The sequence below is a fragment of the uncultured Amnibacterium sp. genome, assembly GCF_964244015.1.
GTDB lineage: Bacteria > Actinomycetota > Actinomycetes > Actinomycetales > Microbacteriaceae > Amnibacterium.
The window spans coordinates 1-20797 of record NZ_CAXTHO010000041.1 but is presented as its reverse complement, the minus strand read 5'-3'; the positions used below and the strand labels follow the sequence as shown (position 1 = coordinate 20797).

The following is a 20797-nucleotide window of genomic DNA, read 5'->3' as shown; positions in this document are numbered from 1 at the left end:
ATCAGCGGGGTGCGACTCGTCGGCGGGTGCGGCTTGTCGGCGGGGCAGCGGGGCAGGCTCCTCAGACCTCGGCGGCGAGGTCCTCGAAGCGGTAGCCGAGCCCGCGCACGGTGAGCAGGAGGCGCGGCTCAGCCGGCTCCTCCTCGATCTTCGCGCGGATCCGCTTGACGTGGACGTCGAGCGTCTTCGTGTCGCCGAAGTAGTCGGAGCCCCAGATGCGGTCGATCAGCTGGCCGCGCGTGAGCACCCGACCGGCGTTCCGGAGCAGCAGCTCGAGCAGCTCGAACTCCTTCAGCGGCATCGCCGTCTCGCGGCCGTGCACGAACACGGCGTGCCGGTCCGCGTCGAGGCGGATCGGTCCCGACTCGAGCACGTCGGGGCCGAGCGCGTCGCTCTGCTCGACCCGCCGGCGCAGCACCGCGCGCACCCGGGCGAGCAGCTCGCGGCTCGAGTAGGGCTTCGTCACGTAGTCGTCGGCCCCCAGCTCGAGGCCCAGCACGATGTCGATCTCGGCGTCCTTGGCCGTCAGCATGATGATCGGCACGTCGGACACCGCGCGGATCCGCTTCGCGACCTCGGTCCCCGGCAGCACCGGCAGCATCAGATCGAGCAGCACGAGGTCGACGTCGCCCCGGCCGAACCGCGCGAGCGCCTCACCGCCGTCGGCGACGGCGGCGACCTCGTAGCCCTCCCGCTGCAGCAGGTAGGTGAGGGGCTCGGCGATCGCCGGTTCGTCCTCGACGAGCAGGATGGCGGTCATGCGCGCTCCTTCTCCCGACGCTGCGAGCGCGCCGATGGGGGTGCCGGGATCTCCGGCAGCCGGATGGTGAATGTCGAGCCACGGCCGACGCGGGACCATACCCGCACCTCGCCTCCGTGGTTCTCGGCGATGTGCTTCACGATGCTGAGGCCCAGCCCGCTGCCGCCGGTCTGCCTCGATCGTGCCTGGTCGGTCCGGTAGAACCGCTCGAACACGCGGTCCAGGTCGTCCTCGCCGATCCCGATGCCCTGGTCGGACACCGCGATCTCGACGATCTCGTCGCGGGAGCGCATGCCCACGCCGACGTGTCCGCCGGGGCTCGAGAACGCGATGGCGTTCGCGACGAGGTTCTGCACCGCGGTCGTGAGCATCGTACGGTCCCCGAGGGTCCAGAGCCCCGTCCTCTTGCCGACGACCACGGTGACGTCGCGCCCATCGGCGGCGACCCGGGTGCGCTCGACCGCGGTCCTCAGCAGGTCGTCCAGCGGCACCGCCTCCGCGGAATCGAGGGGATCGGCGGCCTGGACGCGGGAGAACTCGATGATCTGCTGGACGAGGGCGCCGAGGCGCGTCGCCTCGGTGGACAGGCGGGCGGCGAACCTGCGCACCTGGTGGGGGTCGTCCGCCGCGCTGTCGAGCGCCTCGGCGAGCAGCGAGACGGCACCGATCGGCGTCTTCAGCTCATGACTCGTGTTCGCGACGAAGTCGCGGCGGACGGCATCGAGCCGCACGGATTCGGAGCGGTCGTCGATGATCAGCAGCACCCGCGTGAGATCGATCGGTGCCGCGTGGGCCGTGACGATCAGGTTCCTGGCGCCGGCAGCGCTCCGCGGGAGCCGTAGGTCCGCCGAGCGCGGGACGCAGGCGGCGCGGGTCTCGTCGATGAGCCGCTGCAGCTCGGGATGCAGCATGGATCTGCCGTCCGTCAGCCCGATGCTGAGCGCCTCCGGGGACGCATGCAGGACGACGTTCGAGCCGTCGACGACGAGGACGGGCTGGGTCAGAGCCCCGACGACGGCGGCGGCACCGTCGGGCAGCGCGGTCGCACCCAGGTCCAGAACCGCTGCGGCGCGATCGATGCCTGCCCTGATCAGCAGCGTGAACACGACGCCGACTGCGACCCCGAACACGATTCCGAGCAGCACGATGGATGCCGCGCTCATGGAGGTTACGATAAGGGACTGTTCAGAGGGGCATTTCGTTCAGCGCACTCGCAGGTCGCTGAATTGGTCTGGCGTTCGCGTCGTCGGCACCTGATGTTCATGCGGAGGGCCGACGGTAGCCGTCCCGGGTACGACCGAGAGGGGAATCCGTGCGCGAGGTCTTCCAGCAGGAGCTGGCCGAGGTCCAGGACCGACTCGTCGAGATCGCAGGTCTCGTCGAGCAGGCGATCGGGCGGGCGACGACGGCGTTCAACTCGTCCGACGTGTCCCTGGCCGAGAACGTGATCGCCGACGACCGCCAGATCGACGAGCTCGCCGCGAGCCTGGACGAGCTCGCGATCGACATCCTGGCTCGGCAGCAGCCGGTGGCGCGCGACCTGCGCATCGTGGTGTCGGCGCTGCGCATCAGCGCGTCGCTCGAGCGGATGGGCGACCTGGCCGAGCACATCGCCCAGCTCGCCAGGACCCGCTTCCCCGAGAAGGTCGTGCCGAAGGACCTCCGCCCGACGTTCATCGAGCTCGGTCGGCTCGACGTCGCGATCGCCGGCAAGCTCACCAGGCTGCTCGAGACCGAGTCGACGGAGCTCGCCGACGAGATCCGCGACGACGACGACCTGGTCGACGAGCTGCACCTCAGCGTCTTCGACAAGGTGCTCGGCGAGACGTGGAAGGGCGGCGCCGGCGACATCGTCGACTCGACGCTCGCCAGCCGCTACCACGAGCGCTTCGCGGACCACGCCGTCTCGATCGCGAAGAAGGTCCAGTACCTGCAGACCGGCGACTGGGTCGCAGTGACCCACTGACCCGAGTCCTGTTCACGGATCAGGGGATGCGGCGGCGCGAAGCGCGCGGCCACTGAGTGCATCAGCTCGCGCGCTGACCGTCAACACACCCGTGCGTCAGGCCTTTGCGGCGCCCTGGGCCGCCACCGCCGCGGCTCCTGCGGCTGCCGCCTCCGGGTCGAGGTACTCGCCACCCGGGACGAGCGGCTTCAGATCCTCGCCCAGGCGGTAATGGAGGGGGATGCCGGTCGGGATGTTCAGCTGGGCGATGTCGTCGTCGGAGATGCCGTCGAGGTACTTCACCAGCGCCCGCAGCGAGTTGCCGTGCGCGACGACGAGCACGCGCTTGCCCTCCTGCAGTCTCGCGGCGATCTCGTCCAGCCAGTACGGGACCATCCGCTCGACGACGTCCCGCAGGCACTCGGTGCGCGGCACGTCGATGCCCGCGTAGCGCGGGTCCGCCTCCTGGGAGAACTCGCCGCCCGGCTCGATCGGGGGCGGTGGCACGTCGTAGCTGCGTCGCCACGTCGCGAACTGCTCGGGCCCGTACTCCGCCAGCGTCTGCGCCTTGTCCTTGCCCTGCAGCGCTCCGTAGTGGCGCTCGTTCAGCCGCCAGTCCCGCACGACCGGCAGCCACGCGCGGTCGGCGGTGAGCAGCGCCTCGTCCGCGGTCTGGATCGCCCGCGTCAGCAGCGACGTGTAGACGAGGTCGGGCAGCAGGTCGGCGTCCTTCAGCAGGCGACCGGCCCGACGCCCCTCCTCGACGCCGCGCTCGGTGAGGCGCACGTCGACCCAGCCGGTGAAGAGGTTCTTCGCGTTCCAGTCGCTGTAGCCGTGACGGAGGAGCACGAGGGAGTGTTCGATGGGCACGCGCCGAGTGTAGGACGGACGCTCCAGCCGGCTCCCAGCGGGATACCGTCGGAGACGTGCCCGTCGGTCGCGTCACCCGCGGGACCACGGGCACGAACCGGCTCAGGCGGGTCGACCGCTACCTCGCCGCCCTGCCCCAGCTGCGCTCGACGCCCGAGCCGCTGGTCGTCGACCTCGGGTTCGGGGCGAAGCCGTGGACGACGCTCGAGCTGGCCGCCCGGCTGCGCGCCGTCGCACCCGGCGTGCGGGTGCTCGGCCTGGAGATCGACCCCGATCGGGTCGCGGAGGCGCTCCCTCACGCCACGGACGGGGTCGCGTTCGCCCTCGGCGGGTTCGAGGTGCCCGCCCCCGGCGGCGAGCGCCCCGTCCTGATCCGCGCGATGAACGTGCTGCGTCAGTACGACGAGGCGGAGGTGCCGGCGGCGTGGGCGCGCACGGCGGCTCGACTGGCGCCGGATGGGCTGCTCGTCGACGGCACCTGCGATGAGCTCGGGCGGATCTGCTCCTGGGTCGATGTGACGCCCGACGGCTCACCCGTCCGGTTCACCGTGTCGCTGCGGATCGCGGGGCTCGACTCCCCCGCGATCGTCGCCGAGCGGCTGCCCAAGGCGCTGATCCACCGCAACGTGCCCGGCGAGCGGGTGCACGAGCTGCTCGCCGCGCTCGACAGCGCATGGGTCCGGGCAGCGCCGCTGTCGGTCTACAGCCCGGTGCAACGGTTCGTCGCGGCGATGGAGACGCTCCGCGGCCAGGGCGTCCCGGTGCTGGGCGGTCGCCCGCGCTGGAAGCTCGGCGAGCTCACCGTCCCGTGGGAGATCGTCGCGCCCGTCGACTAGGCGAGGTCGGGCAGCTCGGCGCGGATCTGCTCCGCGGTGGCACCGGCGGCGACCGCCAGGTCGACCACGACCGGGCGGACCAGCACCGTGATCACCGACGCGGTCACAGACGCCTCCGGCGTGATCAGGCGGGGGTCGAGGCGCCGGGCGATGAGCACGAGGTCCTCCTTCGCCGGACCGATGGACGCGGGGTCCCGGACGCCGCGACCCAGCAGCGCCGTCGCCGAGCCGACGGCCTGCAGCAGCTCGGCGAGTTCGGGACGGGGCGCACCGTCGCCCGCCAGCGCCTCCGCCCGGCGCGCGATCGTGCGCATCGACCTGACCGCGAGATCGATGCCGTCGAGCAGGCGGCGCTGCGCGACCAGCTCCGGCAGCCTCCGACGGAGGAACGGCGACACGCGGGCGATCGCGACCGCCGAATCGAGCGTCGCCGTCCAGTCCACGATCGCGGGCTGCAGGTCACGAAGCCCCGCCAGGGCGGCCGAGGCGGTGCCGCGGTCGGCGGTGCGGAGAGCTCGGGCCGTGTCGTCGATACCCAGGCGGAGCCCCGCGAACACGCGGTCCGCGTCCCGTATCGCGGCGCGGCGCGGATCCCGCGGCACCAGCGCGGTGGCGAGCAGGGCCACGCCGCCGCCGATGAAACCGTCGACGCTCCGCGCCCAGGTGCCGCCGGCGGGCAGCTGGATCAGCAGGACGATCGCGGACTGCGCCGTCGCCGCCACGGCGACCGCCGGCGCGGCGTTCGCGAGGCGGGCGATCAGCAGCGTCGAGAACAGCGCGACCAGGATCTGCCAGACGCCGCTCCCGGCGAGCACCAGCATCACCTCGGCGAGCGCGACCCCGATGGCGAGGCCGACGGCGGTCTCGAGCACCCGCTTCGGCCGGGCGTCCCGCACGAAGCCGAGGCTGCTGAGGCAGACCGTGATGGCGAGCAGCGGCACCTGATGACCGACGACGAAGTGCGCGAAGGAGTAGGACGCGGTCGCCGCGATCGACAGCTGCGCCGCCGCCGGCACCGCGTTCCCCGCGCGACGAAGCGCTGGGCGCGGATCGGCGGAGGCGAGAAGGCGCCCTCCGGCGCCCACCCTCAGTGCCGCTGCACGGCGCCGAGGCGCGGGAGCCGCGGCACCGAGACGGCCGGTCCGGCGCCCGCCGGCACCACCACGCGCTGGGAGGCGGCGACGTCGCCGTCGGCGGTGCGAACGACGAGCACGGCGTCGTCGGGCACGGAGCGCTTCACGACGGCGAGCGCGATCGGCCCGTCCTCGTGGTGGCGGGCGCTGCTCGTGATGACGCCGACGTCGGCCTCGTCGGCGAGCACGACCGAGCCGGGCTCCGGCAGCAGCGATTCGGAGCCGTCGAGGTCCAGCTGCACGAGCCTCCTCGGCGGCCGTCCGAGGTTGTGGACCTTCGCGACGGTCTCCTGGCCGCGGTAGCAGCCCTTGTCCAGGTGCACGGCGCTGCGCAGCCAGTCGAGCTCGTGCGGGATCGACCGGGCATCGACCTCCCGAGCGGCCCTCGGACGCCACGCGGCGATCCGCAGCGCCTCGAGCGCATCGGCGCCGGCGAGGACGACGGCGCCCGAGCGCGCCTCCGCGGCGAGCGTCGTCAGCCGGTCGCGCGGGACGAGCGAGAGCCGCAGCGGCAGGTCGGCGCCGGGGTGCGCGGCGGTCTGCGCGCGCGTGACACCGCCGGCGGCGCCCGACGCCCACGGGTCGCGCCACACGAGCGGCGCCCCCTCCGGCCCGGGCTCGTCCAGGTCGGGCTCGCCCTGGACGCGGACCGCGGCCAGCACGGCCACATCGGCGGTCCTGTCCTCGACCGTGACCTGCTTCCAGAACTTCATCCGCTCGAGGAAGGTCGCGAGCGGCAGAGCGCTCGCCGCCTCCACCACCAGCCACGAAGCGGTGCCGTCGTCGACCAGGTCCATCGCGTGCTCGATACGGCCGGAGGGGTCGAGCAGCAGCGACTCGGCGGAGTCCCCGGGCTGCAGCCCGATCAGCCGCTGGCTGGTCAGGGAGTCGAGCCAGGCGAGCCGGTCCTCGCCCGCGATGCGGAGGACGCCGCGCGAGGACAGGTCGACGATCGCGGCGCCTGCGGCGAGCGCGCGCTGCTCGTGCGCTGGCCGTCCGTAGTGCGCCGCGACGCCCGCATCCGCACCGATCGCGGCGACCGCGCCGGGGAGGTCGAGCAAGGGGCTGTCCATGGGATCGAGGCTAGGCGCTCCCCATCGGGGTCAGTAGCGTTGCGGCGCATGACGGTCCTGCGCTTCGCGACGCATCTCTGGTTCGATCGCGAGGCCGTGCAGGCGGCCGAGCTCTACACGGCGCTCCTGCCGGACTCGCACGTCGACAGGATCGTCCGCGCAGGCTCCGGGATCCCGGGCACCGAGCCAGGGAGTCCGTTCATCGTCGACGTCACGCTCGTGGGGCAGCAGTACACCTTCTTCAACGGGGGCCCGCAGTTCCCGTTCGACTCGCAGGTGTCGCTGTACGCGCTCGTCGACACCCAGGAGGAACTCGACCGCATCTGGACCGCACTCACCGCGGACGGCGGCCGAGCGGTGCAGTGCGGCTGGCTGACCGACCGCTTCGGGCTCTCCTGGCAGATCGTGCCCGCGGCGCTCGAACGCCTGATGAGCGACGAGGACCCGGCGGTGGTGGCACGGGTCACGGCCGAGATGCTGCGCCAGGTCAAGCTCGACGTGGCCGCCTTGGAAGCCGCGGCCGGAGGCTGACGGACTCAGTCGCGGCGGTGGAGGCGGCCGGAGGCGTGCGTGCGCAGCTCCTGGCCGAGTGCGGCGATGTCCCACGCCCACAGCAGGTCGCCCTCGACGAGGCCGTAGATGCGGGTCGCCGCGGAGTACTCCTTGGCGCTCTCCGTCCGCATGACGGCGTCCGTGGCGAGATCGATGCGGGGCCCCTTGACGCGGCCGAGGTAGAGCTCGGTCACCCCGGTCGGATGCACGAGCGAGACCTCGACGTCGAAGCCGTCGGAGGCGTTGCGGAGGGTCTCCACGCTCGCGGCCGTGGAGAAGGGGCGCGGCCCGACGCCCGGGAGCATGCCGGGACCCGGATCCGCCTCGGTCGGGGGCCTGCTCAGGCGCCAGTACCCGTTCTCGGTGATGAGCGGGATCGGGCGCGCTTCCTGCGGCTCTCGAATGGCGTCGGGCCCGTCTGCGGGCTCCGAGGGGATCGCCTCGCCGAACTGCCACGTGAACGAGCTGTAGTTCAGGAACGGCAGTCCGTCGTGGCTGAAGCTGATGCGCTGCCCGAACTCGTGCCGGCGGATCCCGTCGCCGATCTCGTACTCGACGAGGCCGGTGCCCTCCCAGACGCCGATGAGCCACGAGAGCGGCACGAGCTCGGCCGGGAGGCCCGAGGTGATGTCGATCATGAGGCTGCGCGGATCAGCGCTGGCCCTTGAAGAGCTTGGCGAGCACGACGACGGAGATGCCGGCGATCGCGAGCCCGGCGAGCCCGAGGAGTCCCAGATAGAACAGTTCGATCGCCAGCTGCACGGTCAGTCATCGTAGTTGGGGCGCTCATCGCCTCCGGCACGGCTCACAGGGCGACGGCCACGAGCGCACCGAGCAGCACGAGCGCGAACGACCCGCAGGCGGTGGCCGCGAGCCGGACGACGAAGCCGCGCTGCTCGGCGACGGCGAGCTGGCCGACGATGCCTGCGACGACCGCGAGCGGCAGTGCGAGCGCCAGCCAGGACAGCGCCTGCGCATCGGGCACGACCACGTCGATGAGCACGACGCCGACGAGGGTCAGCGCCCAGACGGCGACGACGGCGGCGCGGGCTCGGGGCATGAGCGCATCCTCCCACTGCGTTCGGAGCGCGCTCAGCGACCCTCCAGCAGAGTCGAGTAGGGGCTCGAAACCGCCGTTCGTGGTCGAACCGGTACGCTCGCACGGACGGAATGCGGAAGGACCGCCATGGCGCAGCTGTTGATCCTGACTCCTCAGGTCGACGGCGACGTGCTGCCCGCGCTCAGTCTGCTCAGCCACAAGGTCCGCTCCATCAAGGCGGAGCCGGCTCAGCTGATCAGCGCGCCGCCCTCGGATGTGATCCTGATCGATGCCCGGTTCGACCTCGCGAGCGCGAAGTCGCTCTGCAAGATCCTCACCACCACCGGGATCACGGTGCCGATGGTGCTGATCCTGACCGAGGGGGGCCTCACCGCGGTCAGCGCGGACTGGGGTGCGAACGACGTGGTGCTGGAGTCCGCAGGCCCTGCCGAGGTCGACGCCAGGATCCGCCTGGTGATCGGTCGGATGGCGCAGGCCGAGAGCCAGTCGAAGATCCAGGCGTCCGGCGTCGTCATCGATGAGGCCAGCTACTCCGCGCGCGTGCACGGCAGGCCGCTCGACCTCACGTTCAAAGAGTTCGAGCTGCTGCGGTTCTTCGCGACGCATCCCTCCCGCGTCTTCACCCGGGAGCAGCTGCTCAGCGAGGTCTGGGGTTACGACTACTTCGGCGGCACGCGCACCGTCGATGTGCACGTGCGGCGCCTGCGCGCGAAGCTCGGCGACCTCGAGAGCCTGATCGGCACGGTCCGCAACGTCGGCTACCGCTTCAACGTCTACGAGGACGAGGACGAGGGCGAGCGGCTGGCGGCGGTCCGCCGCTGATCGCAGCGGCGCGCCGCCTCGACGACCGTCTGAACGCGGGGCCGTTCATCTTCGGGCGACTGGACGGTGGGAGGATCACCGGATGGACGAGGACAGTGCGCTCACGACCGCCGTGGTCGAAGAGGATGCCCCCGCGCCTCCTGCCCCCCGGCCGCGACCGGCCCCGCTGCCGCGCGACCGCTACATCGACCGCGAGCTCTCCTGGCTCGCGTTCAATCGGCGCGTGCTCGATCTGGCGGAGGACGAGCGGCTGCCGATCCTCGAGCGGTCGAACTTCCTGGCGATCTTCGCGTCGAACCTCGACGAGTTCTTCATGGTCAGGGTCGCGGGCCTGAAGCGGCGCATCCTCACCGGCCTGGCGGTGCCGACGAACATCGGCCGACCCCCGAAGGCCGTGCTCGCGGACATCAACGCCGCCGCTCACGTGCTGCAGATCCAGCACGCGGAGGTGTTCCACGAGCAGGTCCGCCCTGTGCTGGAGCAGTCCGGCATCCGCATCGTCGGCGTCGACGACCTGCCGGAGAGCGAGCGGAACCGGCTCGCGGACGTGTTCTCCAATCAGATCTTCCCCGTGCTGATGCCGCTCGCGGTCGATCCGGCGCACCCGTTCCCCTACATCAGCGGACTGTCGCTGAACCTCGCGGTGCGGGTCCGGAACCCGAAGTCGGACCGCGTGGACTTCGCACGCCTGAAGGTGCCGACCGGGGTGCTGCCCCGCCTCGTCGCGACGGGTACGGCGACCGGCGCGATCACGACGTTCGTGCTGCTCGAGGACCTGATCGCGCACCACCTCGCCGAGCTGTTCCCGGGGATGGAGGTGCTGGAGCACCACGTCTTCCGCCTCACCAGGAACGAGGACCTCGAGGTCGACGAGGACGAGAGCGAGAACCTGATCAAGGCGCTCGAGAAGGAGCTGCTGCGGCGCCGGTTCGGCCCGCCGATCCGACTCGAGATCACCGGCGACATGGATGTCAGGACGCTCGAGCTGCTCACCTCGGAGCTCGACATCACGCGCGACGAGGTCTACCGCCTCCCCGGCCCGCTCGACCTCGCCGGCCTGTTCGAGCTGAACCGGCTCGACCGCCCGCAGCTGCACTACCCGACCGAGGTTCCGGCCACACCGCACGCGTTCGAGCCGCCCGAGCCGAACGAGAAGCCGGACCTGATCGCGGCGATCGGCCAGCGGGACGTGCTGGTGCACCACCCCTACGAGTCGTTCGCGACGAGCGTGCAGGCGTTCCTCGAGCAGGCCGCCGCCGATCCCGACGTGTTGGCGATCAAGCAGACGCTGTACCGGACGAGCGGCGACAGCCCGGTCGTCGAGGCGCTGATCGACGCCGCGGAGGCCGGCAAGCAGGTCCTCGCGCTGGTGGAGATCAAGGCGCGCTTCGACGAGCAGAACAACATCGAGTGGGCGAGGAAGCTCGAGCGCGCAGGAGTGCACGTCGTCTACGGCCTCGTCGGGCTGAAGACGCACTGCAAGCTCGCGCTCGTCGTGCGCCGCGAGGCCGACGGGAACCTGCGCAACTACTGCCACATCGGCACCGGCAACTACAACCCGAAGACGAGCCGCATCTACGAGGACTTCGGCCTGTTCACCGCCGACGACCAGGTCGGCAAGGACCTGATCCGGCTGTTCAACGAGCTGTCCGGCTATGCGATCGAGAAGAAGTTCCGCCGCCTGCTCGTGGCACCCCTCCATCTGCGGAAGGGCCTGCTGAAGCGCATCAACGCCGAGCGCATGCATGCGGAGGCCGGCCTCCCGGCCAGGATCCGCATCAAGGTGAACTCGATGGTCGACGAGTCGATCATCGACGCGCTCTACCGTGCGAGCCAGTCCGGTGTCGAGGTGCAGATCTGGGTGCGCGGCATCTGCAGCCTGAAGCCCGGCATCCCCGGCGTGAGCGACAACATCACGGTGCGCTCGATCCTCGGGCGCTACCTCGAGCACTCCCGCGTGTTCTCGTTCCTGAACGACGGCGACCCGGTCACCTACATCGGCAGCGCCGACATGATGCACCGCAACCTGGACCGGCGGGTGGAGGCGCTGGTGCGGCTGAAGCGCCCGGAGCACCTCGCCGAGATCGACCGCATCTTCGACGAGGCGATGAGCGACGCGACGGCGTCGTGGCATCTCGACGACATCGGCGTCTGGGACCGCTTCTCGGTCGACGGCGATGGCGAGCCCCTGACGGATCTGCAGGTCGCGACCCAGCAGGCGCTGAGCACGAGGAAGCGCGCCTCGCGATGACCGACCTCACGACCGCGCCCGTGCTCGCGGCGGGCGCGGTCTGCTGGCGCCGTCGCGCGAAGAGCTACGAGGTCCTGCTGGTGCAGCGCCCCGTGCAGGGCGACGTCAGCCTGCCGAAGGGCAAGACGGACCCCGGCGAGTCCCTGCCGCAGACCGCGGTGCGGGAGGTCGCGGAGGAGACCGGCTACCAGGTGCATCTCGGTGTCCCGCTCGGATCGACCACCTACGTCCTGCCGAACGGGCGGGACAAGACGGTCGTCTACTGGGCGGCGGAGGTGTCGAAGGAGCAGCTCGAGCGCGGTGCGTTCGTACCCAGCGACGAGGTGAACGGGATCGAGTGGGTGCCGATCGCGAAGGTCGGCAAGCGGCTGACGTACGAGCGGGACGCCGAGCTGCTGCGGCAGTTCGCCGAGCTCGCCGTGACCGGGGAGCTGGAGAGCTTCGCGCTGATCGCACTCCGGCACGCGAAAGCCGCCTTCGACTCCCCCTCCGGCACCGACGCGGATCGGCGGTTGACGCCGCGCGGGCAGGCGCAGGCGCGAGCGGTCGTCCCCGTGCTCAGTGCGTGGGGGCCCACCCGGATCGTGAGCAGCACCGCGGCGCGCTGCCTCGCGACGGTCGCGCCGCTCGCGAAGTCGACGGGCATCGAGGTGAAGAAGGCACCGCAGCTCAGCCAGGACGGCTGGGAGCTGCAGCACCACGAGCCCGCCGGCGTGCGCGAGATCGTCGACCGGCGGATCGCGAAGGGCCGCACCACGGTGCTGTGCAGCCACGCGCCCGTGCTCCCCGAGATCCTGGAGCAGATCGCCGAGGCGACGGGCAGCCCGAACGGCGGCCGGATGACCCGGGCCGGCATCCTCGGCACCGCGGAGTTCACCGTCGTGCACCTCGCCGCGAACGCCCCGCACCGCATCCTCGCGATCGAGACGCACTCCGCCCAGGAGTAGGCCGCTCGGGGTCTCACGTCCGTCCCGCTCGGGGTGGTCCCTTCGAGAGCCTCAGGACATCGCTCGGGCCCTGCTGCGAGCGGCACCTCCACAAGCGAGGGCGTTCTTCCGTTCACCTCCCGTTCACCGACGGTCCCTGAACGGGTCACAGAGCGTCCCTACCGTGACGGCGCTCGTGCGGAAAGAGGCACATCCTCCGCACCGGGCTCTCTGCACTCAGACCCCGAAGGGATCACCTCTTGAAGAACCTGCGCGCGGGCCTTGCCATCGGCACTGCTCTGACCGCCATGATCGCCCTCTCCTCCTGCGCCTCGAACGAGCCGCCGGCGGCAGAATCCACCGGCGGATCAAGCAGCGGCGCCGCCGCGGCGCTGTCCGGCACCCTGAGCGGCGTGGGCTCCTCCGCCCAGTCCAACGCGCAGGTCGCGTGGACGAAGGGCTTCCAGACCACGAACGGCGGCGTCACGATCAACTACGACCCGCAGGGCTCCGGCGCGGGCCGGAAGGCCTTCATGGCCGGGGGAGCGGACTTCGCCGGGAGCGACTCCGCGCTGAAGCCCGAGGAGCTCTCCGGCACCTTCACCGCCTGCGCGGACGGCGCGAAGGGCATCGACATCCCCGTCTACGTCTCCCCCATCGCCCTGGTCTACAACCTGGACGGCGTGAAGGACCTCAAGCTCGACGCACCGACGCTGGCGAAGATCTTCTCGGGCAAGATCACGAAGTGGAACGACTCGGCCATCACGGCGCTGAACAGCGGCGCGACCCTGCCGAGCACGACCATCACGCCGGTCTACCGCTCGGACGCCTCGGGTACCACGACGAACTTCACCGACTACCTGCACACGGTCGCGCCGTCCGACTGGACCAACGAGCCGGGTGACGCGTTCCCGTACAAGACCGGTGAGGGCGCAGCGAAGGGCTCCGGAGTCGTCGCTGCGGTCACCGCCGGCAAGGGCGCCATCGGCTACGTCGACAACTCGTCGGCCGGCGACCTCGCGACCGTGCAGATCAAGGTCAGCGACGCCTTCGTGGCGCCGTCCGCCGAGGTCGCGTCGAAGATCGCCGAGACCTCGCCGCTCGACACCTCCCGTGGCGCGAACGACATCGCGGTCAAGATCAACCGCGAGGCGACCGACGCGACCGAGTACCCGATCACGCTGGTCAGCTACCTGATCGCCTGCCAGACCTACAAGGACGCAGCCAAGGGCGCCCTCGTCGCCGGCTACGCGCAGTACATCACCAGCACCGAGGGCCAGCAGGCCGCTGCCGACTCCGCCAAGTCCGCGCCGATGACGGGCACGCTGCTCGCCAAGGCCGAGGCCGCCGCGAAGACCATCAAGTAGCACCATCGGTAGCCGCCCCGGAGCGTCTCCGGGGCGGCTACTTTTGCCTTCACCAGCCACCCCACGTCGAAGGACCTGATGACCGCCACCACGGGCCAACCCCCGATCCGTGCCCGACGACGCCCCGGTGACACGGTGTTCTCCGGCGCTGCGCTCGCCGGGGGGCTGCTGATCCTCGTCGCGCTCGGCGCGGTCGCGATCTTCCTGATCGTCCAGAGCATCCCCGCATTCGGCGCGAAGCCCACCGAGATCACCAGCACGGGCGCGTTCCCGAACTTCTGGGCGTACGTCGTCCCGCTGGTCTTCGGCACCATCTGGGCGGCGCTGCTCGCCCTGATCGTGGCGGTGCCGTTCTCGATCGCCATCGCGCTGTTCATCTCGCACTACGCACCACGGCGCATCGCCCGCGGGCTCGGCGCGATCATCGATCTGCTCGCCGCGGTACCGAGCGTGGTCTACGGCGCCTGGGGCATCTTCGTGTTCTCGCCCTTCGTGCAGCCCTTCTACGCGTTCCTCAGCAGCACGTTCGGCTGGTTCCCGCTGTTCAGCGGCTCCGCATCGCCGACCGGACGCACGATCCTCACCGTCGCGATCGTGCTCGCGGTGATGATCACGCCGATCATCACGGCGCTGTCCCGCGAGATCTTCCTGCAGACGCCGCGCCTGAACGAGGAGGCGGCCCTCGCACTGGGCGCGACGAGGTGGGAGATGATCAGCATCGCCGTGCTGCCGTTCGGCAGGGCGGGGATCGTGTCCGCATCCATGCTCGGTCTCGGCCGCGCGCTCGGCGAGACCCTGGCCGTCGCGATGGTGCTCTCACCCAGCGTCGTCGTGTCGTTCTTCCTGCTCCGCAGCGAGAACCCGACCACCATCGCGGCGAACATCGCCCTGGGCTTCCCCGAGGCGTTCGGGACGCAGACCAACGTCCTCATCGCGACGGGCCTGATCCTGTTCGTGATCACGTTCATCGTCAATGCCGCATCCCGCGCCGTCGTCGGCCGCGTCGGCCGAATCAAGGGAGTCTGATGGCCTCCGCAACCGCGGTGACGACGAACCTGCACACCGGGCAGCTGCCGCGGTACTCACCCGTCGGGCTGCTCGTCCTCAGCCTCATCATCACCGGCGGCCTCTTCCTGATCTTCCTGCTGGCCGGCATGACGACCGCCTACAACATCACCGGTGCGATCTTCTTCGGCCTGGTGCTGTGGGTGGCGACCGTCTACGTCATCTCGTTCCTCGTCGAGGGCTCGCGCCGCGCCAAGGATCGTCTCGTCACCACCGTGGTCTGCACCGCGTTCGGCATCGCCCTGCTGCCGCTGATCAGCCTGCTGTTCACCGTGGTAGCGCGGGGCCTCGCGCGATTCGACGTCGCATTCTTCAGCGAATCGATGCGGAACGTGACCGGCGCCGGCGGCGGCGCCGTCCACGCGATCGTCGGCACGGTCGAGATCACGCTCGCGGCCGCGGTGATCTCGGTGCCCGTGGGCCTGCTGGCCGCGATCTACCTCGTCGAGTACGGCCGCGGCCCGATCGCACGGGCCATCACCTTCCTCGTCGACGTCATGACGGGGATCCCCTCCATCGTGGCCGGGCTCTTCGCCTTCGCGCTCTTCTCGCTCATCACGGCCAACGCCGGCTACCGCGCCGGATTCGGCGGGGCGGTCGCGCTGTCGCTGCTGATGATCCCGATCGTGGTGCGGGCCAGCGAGGAGATGCTGAAGCTCGTGCCGATGGACCTGCGCGAGGCGTCCTACGCCCTCGGCGTGCCCAAGTGGCTGACCGTCGTGAAGGTCGTGCTGCCGACCGCGCTGGCCGGCATCATCACGGGCGTCATGCTCTCCATCGCCCGGGTGATCGGCGAGACCGCCCCGCTGCTGCTCGTCGCCGGCTACACCGCGAGCATGAACTACAACCTGTTCGACCAGCGGATGATGACGCTGCCCGTGTACGTCTACACGCAGCTCACGCAGCCCGGTCCGAACACGCAGGACTTCTTCGATCGGGCATGGGCCGGCGCGCTCACCCTGATCCTGATCGTGCTGCTGCTCAACGTGATCGCTCGCGTCATCGGCCGCCTCTTCTCCCCCAAGCTCTCCCGCTGACGCGGGCGCCTCCATCACCCGAAAGGCACTCATGTCCAAGCGCATCGCCGTCAAGGACCTCAACGTCTACTACGGCTCGTTCCTCGCCGTCGAAGGCGTCTCGCTGACCATCGAACCCCGCACCGTGACCGCGTTCATCGGGCCGTCCGGCTGTGGCAAGTCGACCTTCCTGCGCACGCTGAACCGCATGCACGAGGTCATCCCGAAGGCGCGCGTCGAGGGCGAGGTGCTGATCGACGGCAGCAACCTGTACGGAGCCGGCGTCGACCCGGTGATGGTGCGGCGTCAGGTCGGTATGGTCTTCCAGCGTCCGAACCCGTTCCCCACCATGTCGATCCGCGACAACGTGCTCGCCGGCGTGAAGCTGAACAACAAGCGCATCTCGAAGTCCGACGGGGACGCCCTGGTGGAGAAGTCGCTGCAGGGCGCGAACCTCTGGAACGAGGTCAAGGATCGCCTGGGCCTGCCCGGGATGGGCTTGTCGGGCGGGCAGCAGCAGCGCCTCTGCATCGCGCGCGCGATCGCGGTCTCCCCCGACGTGCTGCTGATGGACGAGCCCTGCTCGGCGCTCGACCCGATCTCGACCCTCGCGATCGAGGACCTGATCGAACAGCTGAAGCAGGAGTTCACGATCGTGATCGTGACCCACAACATGCAGCAGGCGTCCCGGGTCTCCGACCGCACGGCGTTCTTCAACATCGCCGGCACGGGCAAGCCGGGCAAGCTGATCGAATACGACGACACGACGGTGATGTTCTCGAAGCCGTCGGTCAAGGCCACCGAGGACTACGTGTCCGGCCGCTTCGGCTGATGCGGAGCGCTTCAGCAGGCTGAACGATCTTCGGCAGGCTCATCCATCACGGATGAGCCTGCCGAAGCGGTTCTGGCCTGCCGAAGTGCTCAGGCCGCGAGCTTGACCGCCACGATCGGGGATCCGCTCGGCTGCGTCGAGCCGCCGTCGGGTTCGATGGTCACGGCAAGGTACTCGCCGGCGCTCGGCGTACCGGAAATGAGGGCGAACTTCTCGCCGTTCTCGTACAGGCCCGCGCTGGTGATCGTGGTGCCGCGCATGCTCCAGAGCTGGAGCACCTTGCCGGAGGGAGCGGTGACCCCGTTGAGGACGACCGCGGTCCGGTGCTCGGACTTCGACCAGGAGACGGTCGCGATCCCGCCACCCGAGATGTCGTGCTTCGCGCTCTGCACGTCGGCCGCAGCGCTGATGGCCGAGTACTCGTTCTGCGGCTCGAGGATCGTGCGCTGGACGAGGAAGCCGCCACCGAACAGCACGACTGCGGCTGCGGCCAGCGCCAGCATCGCCATGGGACGGCGACGACGAACCCGACGCCGCGAGACGACGTGGTCGCCGGCCGGCATCGCTGCGACCGGGGTCGCGCCCTCGACGGCCTGCGCCTGGGGCGCCTCCTGCGGGAGGGAGTCGATCGCGTCGAGCAGCTTGGCCCGAAGCGACGGCGGCGGGGTCACCGGGGGCAGCCCGAGTCCGAGCGCGACCGCGGTGTCGGACAGGCCGACGATCTCGCTGCGCAGCTCCTCGGAGTCCTGCATGGCGGACTCGACGAGTTCCGCCTCCTCCGGCGTCACCGCGTTCAGGGCGTATGCGCCGCTCAGCAGGGCCGCTTCGTCTCGCTTCGTCATGACGTCACCCCCATCGCATCCCGGAGACGGATCATCCCGTCTCGAATTCGTGTCTTGACCGTGCCGACGGGCACGTGCAGCTCAGCGGCGATCTCCGAGTGACTGAGCCCGCGGTAGTACGCCAGCTCGACCGCTTGCCGCTGCAGTTCGGTGAGCCCCTGGAGCGCGCGTTTGACCCGCTCGCCCTCCATCGTGATCTCGACGTGCTCGGCGACCTGGTCGTACTCCCGGTCGAAATCCCGGATGCCGATGCGCGAGTCGCGGTCCCGACTGGCCTGCGAGGCTCGGACGCGATCGACCGCACGGCGGTGGGCCATGGTGAGCATCCAGGACATCGCGCTGCCGCGCTCGGGCTGGTACCGGGTCGCGGTCTGCCAGATCTCGAGGAAGATCTCCTGCGTGACCTCCTCCGACTGCGCCGGATCGACGAGCAGCCGCCGGACCAGACCGTAGATCCGCGGCGCGGTCGCGTCGTACAGCTCGGCGAACGCGCGCTTGTCACCTGTGGCGACGCGGGCGAGCCGTTGTTCAGGACCGTCCCGCATGCCGGAGAGCGCGTCACCGACGTCGGGATTCATGACGACCAGCATGCAGCACCTCCCTCACGGTTCGGGACGAGGGTTCATCCACATGGGTGGTGGATGGACAGACCCGTCGTACAGCAGGTTCGGAACCGTCGCGGCCGCGGATTGCCCGGAGAACACCGAGATCCTCGGGTTTCGAGCGGAGTGCCGAGCCGCAGAAACGCCTCTCGGCGCGAGTCCGCTCGAAGCGGCTGAAAATGGAGCCCGGGGTTACTGCGGCCCGGCCCTCTCAGTCTAAAGCGCCGTCCCGCTGAAGCCGAGCGGATGCCGACAGCTCATGAGCCAGCTGCGCCAGGCGCGAAGCCCGGCGTGTCAGCACGCCGGCGCGATCCGGCGCGGTCCCGTCCGCGTCGTCCGCGAGGTCGAGCGATCCGTCCGCGGTGACCCGGCAGAACGCGGCGGCGCGGTCGAGAGCGATGGCGAGGTCCCCATCGAACACGCCGCGCAGTATCTCGTCGGCGAGCGCCATCAGCTCCTCCGGCCCTGCCGGGTCGGGTGCCCCGGCGACGACCGGATCGATTCCCGGCAACCGTGCGGCACCCCTCCCGAACGCGAGGCTGACCTGATCGGCGTCGCGCCGGACCATCTCGCGGAGGAGGTAGAGGCGCCAGAGCGCACCGGGGAGGCTGAGCGCCGCCGCGCGCGACCAGAGCTCTGCGACCGCGTCGATCCCCTCCCGCTCCGCGAACGCGACGAGCCGCTCGACGACCTCGGGGTCCGGATCCGCCCGCACGCGACTGACCAGCGCCTGCGCCGTCTCGTGGGCCGAGCGGACGATCACCGCCGGGTCCTCACCGCCCTTGACGAAGTCGAAGTGCTCGGCGGGCATCCGCACGGGGCGGTGGAAGTCGGCCATGTCTCCAGGGTAGGAGCGGTGCTCGGGCAGTGCGCGTCCGGATCCCTAGCGGGCAGCGGGATCGAGCGCCTGCTGCAGGGTGACCGACGGCGCCTCACCGAACTCCGAGCGGTAGTGGGCACTGAAGCGGCCGAGGTTCGAGTAGCCGAAGCGCTTGCCCGTCGCTCCGACGGTCGTACCCGGCGCGGGCGAGCGCAGCGCCTCGCGGGCGCCGTTCAGCCGCAGCCTCCGCAGCTGCAGCACCGGGCTCATCTCGAGCTCGCGGTTGAACACCAGCTGGAGACCGCGGACAGAGACGCCGGTGGCGACCGCGACCTGGGACACCGAGATCGGCTCACCGATGTGCGCCGCCATGAACTCGAGCGCGCGGCGCACCGTCGCCTGGTCCGCGGTGGTGTCGTCCTCCGACACGTCGGAGATCCCGAAGGTCTCGATCGTCGCCGCGGCGAGCGCGTCGACCAGCTGACCGCGCAGCAGGTCCCGCTCGAACAGCTCGGGCTCGCCGAGCATCGGGAACGTGAGGCCGGAGGCGAGGCGGCGCCAATACTCCGCCAGCACCTCGTTCTGCGGCACGAGCGACGGCGCGTGGACCCGGACGGCGCGCCCCTCGGCGCCGAGCAGCCGCGCGATCGCGCTCAGGGGGAACGCGAACAGGTCGAGACCGACCTCGTCCCACCGCAGCTCTGCCGCCTCTCCCATGGGGAGCACGCCGATCCCACCCGACTCCAGCCGCACCTGGTCGGCGCCGCGACGGAGCTGCACCTCGCCCGAGCGCACCAGGACGACCACGAGATCCGGGGATGCGGGCGTCGTCGCGCGAACGGCGGTTCCGGAGGAGGTGATCCGGGTGACACTGATGCCGTCGTCGACGAGAGACGCCTGCACGTACCGCATCGGGCCGGGTTCCGCCGTGACGACGCTTTCACCGAACACCGACCGGAGCGCCGCCGAAGCGGTTTGCGGATCGCAGGCTTCGCTGCGTTCGCTGATCACGAGGTCCGCCACGAGCGCTCACGTTACGACAGCGGACGTCGGTCGGGATGTCCAGCTTCGGTATCCGGATGGCCAGATCGCGCCCCCGGGGGCGCGGACACCTTCGTCCTTTCTATTGTGTTGGCCGTCGCCGGCGATGATCGGCTACGCCGGCGGGCCGCAACGGCGCGACTCCGCCGGCACTCCTCGTCCGGACGAGAACGGAACCGATGCTCGACGCTCATGGCCACTCGAAGGCCTCCTTCGTCGGACGGGCGGCACGTCGCGCACGGGCCATCGACCCCGAAGCAACGAACGACCCTCCCACGAGCGGCGAGGGTCCCTCCTACAGCGTCCGCATCTGCAGCCGGTGCCGGACGACGGTCGAGCGCAGCGCCGACGGTCGCGCCCGATGCCCCACGTGCGGACGGACCCGCGGCTGGGCCTGAACCGCTGTCGGGCCACTTCCCCGTACCAGTCTGCAGCCTCGCAGGACGCTCGGATTCCAACGTCACCCTGCTCGGCTCGACGATGGAGGAGTCAAGCGGAGGTGGACCTGCCGCCCGCGAGCGCGGCTACGCTCGACCCAGGGGCCTCTAGCTCAGTCGGTAGAGCATCGGACTTTTAATCCGCGGGTCGTGGGTTCGAGCCCCACGGGGCCCACCATGTGGTCTTTACTCGAAACTTCGACACGAAGAAGACCGCGCAGCATCTGAATTGAATCGAACGCGCCGCCCTTGGGGGCGGCGCGTTCGTCGTTGAGGGGTAGTTCGAGCCGATCGGCACGCTCCGTGCCAACGATCGCAACGAACGGCTCCTTGAACCGCGGTGCGGGCGCTCCCTCGTCTTCGATGAGAATCTGGTCGAAGAGGGCCTGATTGAGGAGGCGCCTGCCTGCGTCGTCAGCCCGGCTGTAGATCCGGTGGACCTCATCGAGGAGGTCAAGGGCGCTGCGGACGTAGTGCAGCGTGCCGCTGAGCTCTCCGGTCACATCGGCGGCGCGCTGCTCAAGACGCCGTCGCTCCATCTGAATTT

The 20797-nt window shown here is 70.4% G+C and carries 21 protein-coding genes and 1 tRNA gene; 11 read left to right on the top strand and 11 right to left on the bottom strand.

The window, feature by feature from the left end:
• Window positions 1-61 precede the first annotated feature (61 nt).
• The gene (locus ACFE67_RS06800) at window positions 62-760 is read right to left on the bottom strand and encodes a response regulator (RefSeq protein WP_375406111.1); all 699 of its coding nucleotides are present in this window, start codon (window positions 758-760) and stop codon (window positions 62-64) included.
• Complete coding sequence (locus tag ACFE67_RS06795) at window positions 757-1923, bottom strand: sensor histidine kinase (RefSeq protein ID WP_375406110.1); 1167 nt, start codon at window positions 1921-1923, stop codon at window positions 757-759. The genes ACFE67_RS06800 and ACFE67_RS06795 overlap by 4 nt, the downstream gene beginning before the upstream one ends.
• Window positions 1924-2072: 149 nt before the next feature.
• On the opposite strand from ACFE67_RS06795, the gene phoU reads away from it, so the two are divergent.
• On the top strand, window positions 2073-2726 hold the full coding sequence (gene phoU / locus ACFE67_RS06790) for a phosphate signaling complex protein PhoU (RefSeq protein WP_375406109.1): 654 nt from the start codon (window positions 2073-2075) through the stop codon (window positions 2724-2726).
• Between the two features lie 96 nt (window positions 2727-2822).
• Here phoU and ACFE67_RS06785 read toward each other — a convergent pair whose 3' ends face one another.
• On the bottom strand, window positions 2823-3569 hold the full coding sequence (locus ACFE67_RS06785) for a phosphoglyceromutase (RefSeq protein ID WP_375406112.1): 747 nt from the start codon (window positions 3567-3569) through the stop codon (window positions 2823-2825).
• A gap of 62 nt (window positions 3570-3631) precedes the next feature.
• On the opposite strand from ACFE67_RS06785, the gene ACFE67_RS06780 reads away from it, so the two are divergent.
• Window positions 3632-4411, top strand: a complete 780-nt coding sequence (locus ACFE67_RS06780) for a class I SAM-dependent methyltransferase (RefSeq protein ID WP_375406108.1) — start codon at window positions 3632-3634, stop codon at window positions 4409-4411.
• Here ACFE67_RS06780 and ACFE67_RS06775 read toward each other — a convergent pair.
• Together ACFE67_RS06775 and ACFE67_RS06770 are read right to left on the bottom strand one after the other, a co-directional pair.
• The gene (locus tag ACFE67_RS06775) at window positions 4408-5427 is read right to left on the bottom strand and encodes an aromatic acid exporter family protein (RefSeq protein WP_375406107.1); all 1020 of its coding nucleotides are present in this window, start codon (window positions 5425-5427) and stop codon (window positions 4408-4410) included. The genes ACFE67_RS06780 and ACFE67_RS06775 overlap by 4 nt on opposite strands.
• A gap of 71 nt (window positions 5428-5498) precedes the next feature.
• Window positions 5499-6617, bottom strand: coding sequence for a YgfZ/GcvT domain-containing protein (locus tag ACFE67_RS06770; RefSeq protein ID WP_375406106.1), 1119 nt, complete (start codon window positions 6615-6617; stop codon window positions 5499-5501).
• A gap of 48 nt (window positions 6618-6665) precedes the next feature.
• Here ACFE67_RS06770 and ACFE67_RS06765 point away from each other — a divergent pair, with 48 nt between their 5' ends.
• Window positions 6666-7148, top strand: coding sequence for a VOC family protein (locus ACFE67_RS06765; RefSeq protein ID WP_375406105.1), 483 nt, complete (start codon window positions 6666-6668; stop codon window positions 7146-7148).
• 5 nt (window positions 7149-7153) lie between these two features.
• On the opposite strand, the gene ACFE67_RS06760 is transcribed toward ACFE67_RS06765, so the two are convergent.
• Window positions 7154-7807, bottom strand: coding sequence for an FABP family protein (locus ACFE67_RS06760; RefSeq protein WP_375406104.1), 654 nt, complete (start codon window positions 7805-7807; stop codon window positions 7154-7156).
• Between the two features lie 167 nt (window positions 7808-7974).
• The gene (locus tag ACFE67_RS06755; protein WP_375406103.1) at window positions 7975-8229 is read right to left on the bottom strand and encodes a hypothetical protein; all 255 of its coding nucleotides are present in this window, start codon (window positions 8227-8229) and stop codon (window positions 7975-7977) included.
• Between the two features lie 126 nt (window positions 8230-8355).
• Here ACFE67_RS06755 and ACFE67_RS06750 point away from each other — a divergent pair, with 126 nt between their 5' ends.
• The 7 genes from ACFE67_RS06750 to pstB all read left to right on the top strand — a co-directional run bounded on the left by ACFE67_RS06750 (window position 8356) and on the right by pstB (window position 16508).
• Complete coding sequence (locus ACFE67_RS06750) at window positions 8356-9051, top strand: winged helix-turn-helix domain-containing protein (RefSeq protein WP_375406102.1); 696 nt, start codon at window positions 8356-8358, stop codon at window positions 9049-9051.
• Window positions 9052-9133: 82 nt separating this feature from the next.
• Window positions 9134-11302: an RNA degradosome polyphosphate kinase gene (locus ACFE67_RS06745; protein ID WP_375406101.1), complete on the top strand. Its 2169-nt coding sequence runs from the start codon at window positions 9134-9136 to the stop codon at window positions 11300-11302.
• The gene (locus ACFE67_RS06740) at window positions 11299-12249 is read left to right on the top strand and encodes an NUDIX domain-containing protein (RefSeq protein WP_375406100.1); all 951 of its coding nucleotides are present in this window, start codon (window positions 11299-11301) and stop codon (window positions 12247-12249) included. The genes ACFE67_RS06745 and ACFE67_RS06740 overlap by 4 nt, the downstream gene beginning before the upstream one ends.
• A gap of 239 nt (window positions 12250-12488) precedes the next feature.
• Window positions 12489-13595 carry a phosphate ABC transporter substrate-binding protein PstS gene (pstS, locus tag ACFE67_RS06735; protein WP_375406099.1) on the top strand — a complete coding sequence of 369 codons (1107 nt, stop codon included), beginning with the start codon at window positions 12489-12491 and terminating at the stop codon, window positions 13593-13595.
• Between the two features lie 78 nt (window positions 13596-13673).
• Window positions 13674-14621, top strand: a complete 948-nt coding sequence (gene pstC, locus ACFE67_RS06730; RefSeq protein ID WP_375406098.1) for a phosphate ABC transporter permease subunit PstC — start codon at window positions 13674-13676, stop codon at window positions 14619-14621.
• A complete protein-coding gene (gene pstA, locus ACFE67_RS06725; RefSeq protein ID WP_375406097.1) occupies window positions 14621-15697 on the top strand; it encodes a phosphate ABC transporter permease PstA in 1077 nt (358 codons plus the stop codon). Before pstC ends, pstA begins: the two co-directional genes overlap by 1 nt.
• 31 nt (window positions 15698-15728) lie before the next feature.
• Window positions 15729-16508, top strand: coding sequence for a phosphate ABC transporter ATP-binding protein PstB (gene pstB, locus ACFE67_RS06720; protein WP_375406096.1), 780 nt, complete (start codon window positions 15729-15731; stop codon window positions 16506-16508).
• Between the two features lie 89 nt (window positions 16509-16597).
• On the opposite strand, the gene ACFE67_RS06715 is transcribed toward pstB, so the two are convergent.
• The 4 genes from ACFE67_RS06715 to ACFE67_RS06700 form a co-directional block, all read right to left on the bottom strand.
• Complete coding sequence (locus ACFE67_RS06715) at window positions 16598-17350, bottom strand: anti-sigma factor domain-containing protein (RefSeq protein WP_375406095.1); 753 nt, start codon at window positions 17348-17350, stop codon at window positions 16598-16600.
• Entirely contained in the window at window positions 17347-17928 is a 582-nt protein-coding gene (sigK, locus tag ACFE67_RS06710) for an ECF RNA polymerase sigma factor SigK (RefSeq protein ID WP_375406094.1), read from the bottom strand. Before sigK ends, ACFE67_RS06715 begins: the two co-directional genes overlap by 4 nt.
• 235 nt (window positions 17929-18163) lie before the next feature.
• On the bottom strand, window positions 18164-18790 hold the full coding sequence (locus tag ACFE67_RS06705; protein ID WP_375406093.1) for a DNA-directed RNA polymerase subunit beta: 627 nt from the start codon (window positions 18788-18790) through the stop codon (window positions 18164-18166).
• Between the two features lie 45 nt (window positions 18791-18835).
• Window positions 18836-19795, bottom strand: a complete 960-nt coding sequence (locus ACFE67_RS06700) for a helix-turn-helix transcriptional regulator (protein ID WP_375406092.1) — start codon at window positions 19793-19795, stop codon at window positions 18836-18838.
• 557 nt (window positions 19796-20352) lie between these two features.
• Here ACFE67_RS06700 and ACFE67_RS06695 point away from each other — a divergent pair.
• A tRNA-Lys gene (locus ACFE67_RS06695) sits at window positions 20353-20428 on the top strand.
• The last annotated feature ends 369 nt before the right edge of the window (window positions 20429-20797 follow it).